The organism is Thioalbus denitrificans (assembly GCF_003337735.1).
Lineage (GTDB): Bacteria > Pseudomonadota > Gammaproteobacteria > DSM-26407 > DSM-26407 > Thioalbus > Thioalbus denitrificans.
The window spans coordinates 41,441-51,524 of the sequence record NZ_QPJY01000018.1; the positions used below are offsets into that span (position 1 = coordinate 41,441).

The following is a 10,084-nucleotide window of genomic DNA, read 5'->3' on the forward strand; positions in this document are numbered from 1 at the left end:
TCTCCGGCGGGGTTTCAGCCGCCCGTCATGGACATCCGGCGCAGCACCTTCGCGGGCTGCTCGCGGAATTCGTGGCGCTCCGGCTTGAGGGCCATCGCCGCCCGCAACGCCTCCTCCAGCCCGGCGTCGGACACGCCGGCGCGGAGCAGCCGGCCGAGGGGATAGCTGTGCTCCTGCCCCAGGCACAGCAGGAGGTTGCCCGTCACGTCGAGGCGGACCCGGTTGCAGGTGGCGCAGAAGTGCTGCGACAGCGGGGTGATGAAGCCGATGCGGGCATCGGTGCCGTCGATGCGGTAGTAGCGGGCGGGACCGCCCCCGGGAGCGATGTCCGGAACCAGCGGGAGATGCCCAAGTATCCGCCGGCGCACCGTATCCAGGGCCAGGAAGCGTCCGGCCGCGGCGCGCCCCCCGTCACCCACGGGCATGGTCTCGATGAGACGCAGGGTCAGGTTCCGTTCCATGCAGTAGGCCACCAGGGAGGGGATTTCCCCATCGTTGACGCCCCGCATCACCACGGTGTTGATGCGGATGGGGGCCATCCCGGCGGTCCGGGCCGCCTCGATCCCCGCCAGGACCCGCGCCAGGTCCCCGCCGCCCGTTACCTCCCGGTAACGTCCGGGCTCGAGGGTATCGAGGCTGATGTTGACGCGCCCGACTCCCGCCTCCCGCAGCCGTGCCGCCATGGGCGCCAGCCGGATGGCGTTGGTGCTGAGGGACAGGTCCCCGATGCCCGGGAGAGCGGCCAGCCGTTCCGCCAGCCGGGGCAGATCGCGGCGCAGCAGCGGCTCGCCGCCGGTGAGCCGAACGCGCCGCACCCCCAGGCGGGCAAAAGCCGCCACGATGCGTTCCAGCTCCCCGAATCCGAGCCAGTCCGCCGGTTCGTGGTAATCCGTCCGGCCCGGGGGACGACAATAGGCGCAGCGGAGATCACAGCGGTCGGTGACCGACAGCCGCAGGTAATCGATGCCGCGGCCAAAGCGATCCGTGAGTCTCTCTGCGGCCATGCCAACCCCCCGTGTCTCCCGATGGGCACCGGGACTCCCACAGGAGTTTGCAAGATGCAGGCCAGGCGCCTACCGGTGGAGGACGACTAGGAGGGGGCGGGCTCGTCACCGGGGGCCGGCGCCCCGTCACCGTTGGCGGCCTCCTCGAGCCGCTCGCCCCGCACCGCCTTCTCCTGGCGCGGACCGAACCACACCACCAGGTCGCCGGCATCCGGCTTGAGGGGTTCATCCACGGCGCTGAAGCGCACCGCGCCGCTCTCCTTGATGAGTAGCACCATGATGGCCTCGGCGGGACACGCCGCCCGGCACGCCTCGAAGTCGAAGCTCTCGCTGAGCCGGGTCTTCTGGAAGGACCAGCCCCGGTACCAGTGGGCCAGCAGCTCCTCGTAGAGCGCCACCTCCGCCATGGCGTAGAGGCCGCGGGCGCTGCGCGCCACCTGGCGCGACTCGCGCTCCTCCACCCCCGGGGGCGGCAGCTGGAACACCCGGTTGCGCCCCAGCTCGGCGGCATAGCGGCTGCAGACCAGGGCGTTGTAGGCGTCGTTGTCGGTGGCCGCCAGCAGGGTGCCCACCTCGTTGAACTCGAGCGACTGCTCGGCCTGCTCGGAGAGCAGCTCGCCGTAGAAGACCCGGATACCCTCCAGGCGCGGGGTGCGCAGGCGGTGCCAGGAGCTGTCCACCAGGATCACCGGCACCTCCTGCTCATTGAGCACCCGCGCCAGCCCGGTGGTCCAGGGGTTGGCGCCCACGATGAGCACCCCGTTGCGGGACTTCGCGCTCAACTCCAGCCGCCGGGCCACCCAGGGCAGGCTGAAGCCGTGCACCACCACGGTGAGCAGGATGAGGGCGAACACCAGCGGCAGCAGTAGCTCCGCGCCCGGGTAGCCCTGGGCCTCCAGGGCCGGGCCGAAGACGCCGGCCACCGCCGCGGCCACCACGCCCCGGGGGGCCACCCAGGCCACCAGCAGCCGCTCGCGCGGGTCCATGCCGGCGCCCACGGTGGCGGCGTAGATGGCGAGCGGACGCACCAGCAGCAGCACCGCCGCCAGCAGCGCGGCGCTGCGCCAGTCGAGCTTCTGCAGGATGGCGGGATCGAGATCGGCGGTGAGCAGCAGGAACACCGCCGAGACCAGCAGGATGGCGATGTACTCCTTGAACCGGCGGATCTCCTCGATGCTCGGCAGGTTGAGGTTGCCGAGCACCACCCCGAGCAGGGTGGCGGCCAGCAGGCCCGCCTCCTCCAGCACCCCGTTGGCCAGGGCGTAGACGGCGAAGGCCGCCGCCAGGGCGAGCGGCCCCTTCAGGTACTCCGGCACCGCGCCGCGGCGGTAGGCCCAGCCCAGCAGCCACGCCACCCCGCCGCCCAGGGCGCAGGCCACGGCGAGCCCCAGGCCGAGCCGCAGCAGGATGTGGGAGAGCCCCCCGGACTCCGCCTGGACGAAATACTCGAAGGCGAGCACCGCGAGGATGGCGCCGGTGGGATCGTTCACGATCCCCTCCCACTTCAGGTAGGAGGCGGGGCGGCGCTTGAGCCGGGCCTGGCGCAGCAGGGGAATGATGACGGTGGGTCCGGTGACCACGATGATGGCGCCGAAGACCAGCGCCACCGGCCAGGCGAGGCCGCCGACGTAGTGGGCCGCCAGGGCGCCGAGCAGCAGGCTGAAGACCACGCCCAGGGTGATGAGCCGGCGCACCCCGGCGGCGGCCTGGCGCAGCTCGTGCAGGCGCAGGGACAGGCCGCCCTCGAACAGGATGGCGGCCACGCTCAGCTTGATGATGGGCTCCAGCGCCGCGCCCAGGTCGGCGCTGGGACGGATCCAGCCGGTCACCGGGCCGGCCAGCAGGCCGGCCAGGGTCAGCATCACGATGGCCGGCATGTGCAGGCGCCAGCCCAGCCACTGGGCGCCCATCCCCAGGACCGCGAGCAGCGCCAGGACCGGCGTCAGGTGCAGTTCCATGGTCTCCCCCGTCCCGCAGGGCCGGTTCAGGAGAGGCGGTCGGTCTCCTTCACGGCCGTTTCGTTTGCCTCAATCATCCGGGCTTCGGCCCGCCGGAGCAAGCGGCGGGACCGGCGCGCCGCCAGCCCGCCCCACTGGTGCAGGGCCAGCCCGGCCAGGATCAGCCCCGTGCCGGCGAGCACCTCCGGCCCCACCGGCTCGCCGTTCAGGCCGGCGCCGAGGAACAGGGCCAGCACCGGGGTGATCAGGGTCACCAGCGCCACCTTGGCCGCCTCCACGTGCTTGAGCACGTAGTAGTAGCAGATGAAGCCCACCACCGAGCCCATCAGCGCCAGGTAGGCGATGGAGAGCAGCGCCCGCCGCGGCAGGGCCGTCGGCCAGGCGTGGCCGGAGACCAGCGCCACCAGGACGAACAGGAGCGCCGCGACGCTCACCCCGCCGGCGGTCTGGGCCAGGGCCGGGACGCCGCTGCCGAGGCGCTTGACCCACACGGCGCTGGTGGCGTGGGCGAGCACCGCCAGGCACACCACCGCGATGCCCCACACCGCCCCCGGTCCGGCCGTGGCGCCGCGGGCGAAGATGATGGCGAGCCCCGCCAGGCCGGCCGCCATGCCCGCCAGCTTCACCGGCGTCAGGCTGCGCTCGCCCAGCCAGAACGCCGCCAGCACGGCGGTCACCATGGGGTTGAGGCCGAACAGCACCGAGATCCAGCCCGAGGGGATGAACTGGGCGGCCCAGTAGACCGAGAGCATGCCGCCGAAGATGCCCAGCCCCACCGCGAGGTAGGTGCGCCGGGCGCCGCGATCGAACGGCAGGCGCTGGCGCAGCAGGACCACCAGCGCCAGGCAGGCGAGGGCGCCGAGCGCCATGCGCGCGCTGACGCCGAACAGCCACCCGGGCCCCTCGCCGCTCCACTTGATGGCGAGCGGGGTGGTGGACCAGATGAGGATCACGCCGATGTAGGCGGCCGGAATGGACACGGGTCTCTCCCCGGGGCTCGGAAAAGCAAGAGGGCCGCAGATCCGGAAATCTGCGGCCCCCTCTGGATTCATGGTCGCCGGAGCGACGTCAGCTGCTTCAGGAATCCCGGCCGCAGGAAAAACCCGCACGGCGCATGGGGCGCCGGCGGCACGGGGCTTTCCTGATGACGGCAGTCGGGTTCATGGGACGAGTCTGCCCGTGGCCCCGAGCCGTTGTCAAGACAGCCAATGGCCGAGCCGGGCCAGGAACCGCTCGGCCTCGGCGTGGCCCGGGTAGCGGCGCTCGTCGCGGCGGAAGGCGGCGGTGTGGGCGCGCACCGTGCCACCCTCCACCCGGACGCCGTGATGCTTGTGCAGCAGTTCGTGGTAGAGGACGTAGGCCACCACGTGCTCGGGCACCTCGGCCCGGTCCAGCGCCGCGCTCACCACCACCCGGTCGTGCAGCGGATCGTAGTGACCGAGCTTGCGCAGCGACGGGCGGGCGCTCCACTCCAGCCGCGGACGCCCCAGGCGATCCCCGAAGTGGTCCCGGTTCAGCGCGGCGAACAGCCGGCCCAGGTGGTGACAGGCCCCGGCCGCGCCGTCCACCTCGCCGCCCAGGGCCAGCATGCGCTCGCGCACCGCCCGGCAGGCCGGCTGCATCAGCGCGGCCATGACCCGGGCCCGGGCGCGCGGCCGCCCGGCGGCCAGGTCGGCGCAATGGCCCAGCTCCGCCGCCGACAGCCCCACCACCGCCGCGGGCAGGTGCAGGCGCGTACCCGAACGGTCGCCGCGCAGGCGCATGAGGCCGGTCATGGGGCGGAGGTGGATGGTGAACGGACCCCGCAGCCGGCGCCCGGCGAGCTCCCGCAGCCCGGCCTGGAGCGCCAGCCGCGCCGCCAGGTAGGCGTCCAGGTGGTCGCCCTCGGCGAAATAGGCGAGCCAGCCGCGGATGCCGCGCAGCGTGGGCGTGAGTCGCCCGGGGTCGAGGGCGCGCCTGCGGATATCGGCCTCCAGCGCCCCGCTGAGGCGTCCGACTTCCGTCACCACCGGACCCGCATCCGGACGCGCGGTATGCGCCAGGCGCTCCAGCAGCCCCTCGAAACGCGCGCCCAGCCCGGGGAAACGCGCCATGCCCCGCGGCCGTCCGGCCTGTCCACTGCGCTGCTCCATCAAATTCCCCGCCCCGATCTGCCACTGTCGCAGTCTGATGATAACCTTAGAGGAGACGTCCGATAATCGAACCCGGCTGCGCCCGATTATCGGACCCGCCCCTGATGATGACCGCCGCCCGCCGGGAGATGACGACCACATGACCGCAACCCCCCGGGAACTCTACAGCCGGGTCACCCACCAGGTCTGGGACCCGGAGCTCGCCACGCTGCCGCGCTGGCGCGCCATGCCCCTGCGCGCCCTGCGCATCGCCTGGGCGGTGGTGCGGGATCTCGCCGACGGCCAGCTCACCCTGCGCGCCATGAGCCTGGTCTACACCACGCTGCTGTCGCTGGTACCGCTGCTGGCGGTGAGCTTCTCGGTGCTGAAGGCCTTCGGCGTGCACAACCAGCTGGAGCCGGCCCTGCTCAACTTCCTCGCCCCCATGGGCGAGCAGGGCGTGGAGATCACGGGGCGCATCATCGGCTTCGTGGAGAACGTCAAGGCGGGCGTGCTCGGCTCCCTGGGTCTCGCGCTGCTGTTCTACACCGTCGTCTCCCTGATGCAGAAGATCGAGCGCTCCTTCAACTTCACCTGGCGGGTGAGCGAGCAGCGCAGCTTCGCCCAGCGCTTCAGCGACTACCTCAGCGTCATCCTGATCGGGCCGGTGCTGGTCTTCTCCGCCCTGGGCGTGACCGCGACGATCATGGACGCGGAGGTGGTGCAGCGGCTGGCGGCCATCGAACCCTTCGGCACCCTGCTGCAGTTCGTCACCAAGCTGCTGCCCTACCTGCTCATCATCGCCGCCTTCACCCTCATCTACATCTTCGTGCCCAACACCCGGGTGAAGGTGGGCTCGGCGCTCACCGGCGCGGTGGTCACCGGCATCCTGTGGCAGACCAGCGGCTGGGCTTTCGGCGCCTTCATCGTCACCTCCACCAAGTACACGGCCATCTACTCCAGCTTCGCCATCCTGATGCTGTTCATGATCTGGCTCTACCTGGGCTGGCTCATCCTGCTGGTGGGCGCCAGCATCGCCTTCTACCACCAGCACCCCGAGCATCTCAGCCCGGCACGGGCGGAGCAGCGCCTGAGCGCACGGCTCGGCGAGCAGGTGGCGCTGCTGGTGATGCAGCGGGTGGGCGAGGCCTTCTATACAGGAAGGCCGGGGTGGACCACGGCGGGACTGGCCGAGCGCCTGGGGCTGCCCATGGACCTGCTCACCCCGGTGCTCACCGCCCTGGAGCGCGGCGGGCTGCTGGTGCGCGCCGGCACGGAACCGGTCCGCCACCTTCCCGCCCGCCCCCTGGAGGAGACCCCGGTGAAGGAGGTGCTCGACGCGGTTCGCCGGGACGGCGAGGACGACCACCTGAACCCCGGGCGGCTGTCCCCGGACAGCCCCGCGGCGCGGATGCTGGAGCGGGCGGACAGCGCCGCCGGCGCGGCGCTGGCGGACGTGAACCTGAAGATGCTGGCCGTCGGCGGGGAGGCCGGAACGGCCGGGGAGAACGGTGCGGGGGAACGCCGCGCCTCCTGACCGGGCTGTCATCGCGGCGTCATCCCGCTGTCAAGGAGACGGCCTATGCTGGCGGCATGAACCTGCCCGCCGCATCGATTCCGGACACCGACACCACCGCCCTGGCCGATCTGCTGGAGCAGGTCCGTGCACTGCGCCGACAGGTGCTGGCGGCCGGGCAGCGGCGCCTGGAAACCCATCACGGCCACTATCCCGACGGCTTCTCCCCCAGCGCCCTCAATCTCGCCCACTACCTGGCGCTCCGCGCCCACGATCTGCGCACGCTCCAGGACCGGCTCGCCGACGCGGGGCTCTCCTCCCTCGGCCGCTGCGAATCCCATGTCCTGCACAGCCTGGACAAGGTGGCCGGCCTGCTGAGCCTGGCCGTCTCCTGCCGCCCTGCCGAAGCGCCGGAACAACCCGCGCCGGTCAACTATGCACAGGGCCGCGCCCTGCTGCGTGCCCATGCGGAGGCCCTCTGCGGCCCCCGGCCGGCGCGGGGCGCCTACATCATGGTGACCCTGCCCGGCGAGGCGGCGCGGGACCCGGAGCTGACCCGGGCCCTGCTCGCCCGCGGCATGGACTGCGCCCGCATCAACTGCGCCCACGACGGGCCGCCGGAGTGGACGGCGATGATCGCGAACCTGCGCCGGGCCGAGGCGCAGACCGGGCGCCGCTGCCGGGTCCTGATGGATCTCGCCGGCCACAAGATCCGTACCGGGGCCATCGGCCCGGAGCCGGGCGCCGTGCACGTCAAGCCGCGGCGGGATCGCCTGGGCCGCGTCACCGAGCCCGCCACCGTGCTGCTCCTGCGCCCGGGAGCGGCGCCGCCACCCGGCGCCGGCCCCTGGTGCTTCACCCCCCCGGAGGCGCTCTTCAACCGGCTGGGGCCCGGCTGCCGGCTGCACTTCACCGACACCCGCGGCAAGTCCCGGACCTGGGAGGTGACCGGCGCCGCCGCCGGCGCCGGCTGGCTTGTCCGCGCGCCCGAGGGCAGCTACGTGGGCCCCGGCACCCGCTTCCGGCTCGACACCGGGCGTGACCGCCGCCCCGGGCAGGCATGGCCGCTGTCAGCCTGCACGGCGGGACCGGCGGCCATGCTCCTGGAGGCGGGAGACCCGCTGCTGCTGACCCGTGACACAACCCCGGGCCACCCCGGCCGCCGGGACTGCTCCGGTGTCGTGGTGGAATCCGCCCGCATCGCCTGCACCTGCCCCGAGGCGCTCACCGGGGTGCGGCCCGGCGCCCATGTCTGGTTCGACGACGGCAGGCTGGGTACGGTGGTGGAGGCCAGCGATGCCGAGGGCCTGCGCCTGCGGGTCACCCGTGCCGGCCCCCGGGGGGTGCGCCTGAAGCCCGACCGCGGCATCAACTTTCCGGACACGCCCCTCTCCCTGCCGGCCCTGAGCGCCAAGGACCTGCGGGACCTCGATTTCGTGGCCGCCAACGCCGACCTGGTGGGCTTCTCCTTCGTCCAGAGCCTGGAGGACATGGAGCGGCTGCTGGCCGAACTGGCCGCCCGGGGTGCGCCACGGCTCCCGGTCGTGGCCAAGATCGAGACCCGGCTGGCGGTGGCCAACCTGCCGGAGATCCTGCTCGGCACCCTCGGGCGCCACCCGCTGGGGGTGATGATTGCCCGGGGCGATCTGGCCGTGGAGCTGGGCGGGGAGCGCATGGCGGAGATCCAGGAGGAGATCCTGTGGCTGTGCGAGGCGGCCCACGTGCCGGCCATCTGGGCCACCCAGGTACTGGAGAGCCTGGCCAAGAAGGGCGTGGCCTCGCGGCCCGAGCTCACCGACGCGGCCATGGGCGTGCGCGCCGAGTGCGTGATGCTGAACAAGGGGCCGCACATCCTGGAAGCGCTGGGGACCCTGGACGACATCCTCACCCGCATGCGCGCCCACCAGCGCAAGAAGAGCGCCCGCCTGCGGGCGCTGCACTGGTAGGACCTGCGGGCGGTAACCCGCAACCCGCGCCCTCAGCGGGCGGGATCAGGGCGCCACGGTGAAGGCGTAGCCATAGCGTTCGTAGCCGGGCGAGGCATGGAAGCGGTGGGCCGCCTCGCGCCGGACGCTGCTGGAGAGCATCAGCTTGTAGCAGCCGCTCACGCGCCCTCCTTCTCCCCGCAGGGAACCACGCCCGCCGCACCCGCGGTGACGGGAGACTCGCCGCGCCGGTGGGCCTCCACCACGCGGGCATAGAAGCCGATCATCCGCTCGGCCAGCGCCCCGGCGGTCCACTCGCCCGCCCAGGCCCGCGCCTCCCCGGACAGGCGCCGGCGCAGGCGAGGATCGCGCAGGATTCGCAGCGCCCTGGCGGCGAAGTCCTCCACCGCCTCCGTCGCCACCAGCGCCCCCCGCCCCGGGGCCAGGATGTCCCGGGTCCCCATGACGGCGGTGGAGACCACCGGCACCCCCAACGCCATCGCCTCCAGCAGCACCAGCCCCTGGGTCTCGGTTCGGGAGGCGAACACGAATGCGTCGCCAGCGCGGTAGCAGTCCTGCAGCGCCCCGTCGCGGGCCAGGTAGCCGACGAAGCGCACGTTCCCGGCCAGGCCCAGGGCGGCGGCTTCCCGCTCCAGCTCGTGCCGCGCCGGCCCCTCGCCGGCCACCACCAGCAGTACGTCGGGAATTTCCCGGCGCAGCCGCTCGACCACCCGCAGCAGGAAGCCGATATTCTTCTCCCGCGCCACGCGCCCCACGTGCACCAGCACCGGGCGTTCCGGCCCGATGCCGTGGGCGGACCGGAACCGCTCCCCGTTGCCGGACTGGAAGTCCCGGGGCTCGATGCCGGTGGGGATGATGGCCGCGGGGGTCTTGACGCCATAGGCGCGCAGCCGCTCCAGCATGGCGCTGGAGGGCACCACCAGCGCATCCACGTTGTTGCACTGCCAGCGGGAGAACTTGCGCGCCGCCAGGCGCATGGAGGCGTCCGGCAGCCAGCGCACGTAGTGGTGCAGGTACTCCTCGAAAAAGGTGTGGTAGGACTCCACCCGCGGCAGGCCGAGGCGGCGCGCCAGGCGCACCCCGGCGAAGTGGGCCACGAACGGGGTCTGGACATGGACCAGGTCGTAGCCGCGGCGGGCGAACTCCGGCAGCCGCGCGTAGATGGCCCGCAGCCGCAGCATGCGGTCCTCGGGATCCATGGGCAGATAGCGGGAGGGAATCCTGATCAACCCCTCCGGGTCCGCCCCCTCGATGCCATAGTCGGGCGCCACCAGGGTGAGCTCGTGGCCCCGCTCGGAGAGCTCGCGCCAGAAGGTCTGGATCGAGGTGGAGACGCCATTGATGCGCGGAAAGTAGACATCCGAGACCATCAGGATGCGCACGTGAAGGAACCCCCGTCAGCCGGCCATTCCGACGGGAGTCTAGGGCGGGTGTGTTGAGGGAGTGTGACAGGGGTGTTCCGTGTTCCGTGTTCCGTGTTCCGTGTTCCGTGTTCCGTGTTCCGTGTTCCGTGTTCCGTGTTCCGTGTTCCGTGTTCCGTGTTCCGTGT

The 10,084-nt window shown here is 72.4% G+C and carries 7 protein-coding genes; 2 read left to right on the plus strand and 5 right to left on the minus strand.

The window, feature by feature from the left end; translation table 11 throughout:
- Positions 1-14 precede the first annotated feature (14 nt).
- From moaA to DFQ59_RS19030, 4 genes are all read right to left on the minus strand, one after another.
- Entirely contained in the window at positions 15-1,004 is a 990-nt protein-coding gene (moaA, locus tag DFQ59_RS19015; RefSeq protein ID WP_114281321.1) for a GTP 3',8-cyclase MoaA, read from the minus strand.
- An 86-nt stretch (positions 1,005-1,090) separates the two neighbouring features.
- Entirely contained in the window at positions 1,091-2,962 is a 1,872-nt protein-coding gene (locus DFQ59_RS19020) for a cation:proton antiporter (RefSeq protein WP_114281322.1), read from the minus strand.
- A gap of 26 nt (positions 2,963-2,988) precedes the next feature.
- The gene (locus tag DFQ59_RS19025) at positions 2,989-3,942 is read right to left on the minus strand and encodes a DMT family transporter (RefSeq protein WP_114281323.1); all 954 of its coding nucleotides are present in this window, start codon (positions 3,940-3,942) and stop codon (positions 2,989-2,991) included.
- A gap of 216 nt (positions 3,943-4,158) precedes the next feature.
- Positions 4,159-5,094, minus strand: a complete 936-nt coding sequence (locus DFQ59_RS19030; RefSeq protein ID WP_147275293.1) for a M48 family metallopeptidase — start codon at positions 5,092-5,094, stop codon at positions 4,159-4,161.
- A gap of 139 nt (positions 5,095-5,233) precedes the next feature.
- On the opposite strand from DFQ59_RS19030, the gene DFQ59_RS19035 reads away from it, so the two are divergent.
- Both DFQ59_RS19035 and DFQ59_RS19040 read left to right on the plus strand, forming a co-directional pair.
- On the plus strand, positions 5,234-6,610 hold the full coding sequence (locus DFQ59_RS19035) for a YhjD/YihY/BrkB family envelope integrity protein (protein ID WP_245937331.1): 1,377 nt from the start codon (positions 5,234-5,236) through the stop codon (positions 6,608-6,610).
- A 56-nt stretch (positions 6,611-6,666) separates the two neighbouring features.
- Positions 6,667-8,535: a pyruvate kinase gene (locus DFQ59_RS19040; RefSeq protein WP_114281325.1), complete on the plus strand. Its 1,869-nt coding sequence runs from the start codon at positions 6,667-6,669 to the stop codon at positions 8,533-8,535.
- Between the two features lie 158 nt (positions 8,536-8,693).
- On the opposite strand, the gene DFQ59_RS19045 is transcribed toward DFQ59_RS19040, so the two are convergent.
- On the minus strand, positions 8,694-9,917 hold the full coding sequence (locus tag DFQ59_RS19045; RefSeq protein ID WP_114281326.1) for a glycosyltransferase: 1,224 nt from the start codon (positions 9,915-9,917) through the stop codon (positions 8,694-8,696).
- Positions 9,918-10,084 lie beyond the last annotated feature (167 nt).

What these genes read in the sequence shown, in the direction of transcription:
- DFQ59_RS19035 (WP_245937331.1), top strand. Translation starts at nt 5,234, where the DNA reads ATGACCGCAACCCCCCGGGAACTCTACAGCCGGGTCACCCACCAGGTC.
- DFQ59_RS19030 (WP_147275293.1), bottom strand. Translation starts at nt 5,094, where the DNA reads ATGGAGCAGCGCAGTGGACAGGCCGGACGGCCGCGGGGCATGGCGCGT.
- moaA (WP_114281321.1), bottom strand. Translation starts at nt 1,004, where the DNA reads ATGGCCGCAGAGAGACTCACGGATCGCTTTGGCCGCGGCATCGATTAC.
- DFQ59_RS19020 (WP_114281322.1), bottom strand. Translation starts at nt 2,962, where the DNA reads ATGGAACTGCACCTGACGCCGGTCCTGGCGCTGCTCGCGGTCCTGGGG.
- DFQ59_RS19040 (WP_114281325.1), top strand. Translation starts at nt 6,667, where the DNA reads ATGAACCTGCCCGCCGCATCGATTCCGGACACCGACACCACCGCCCTG.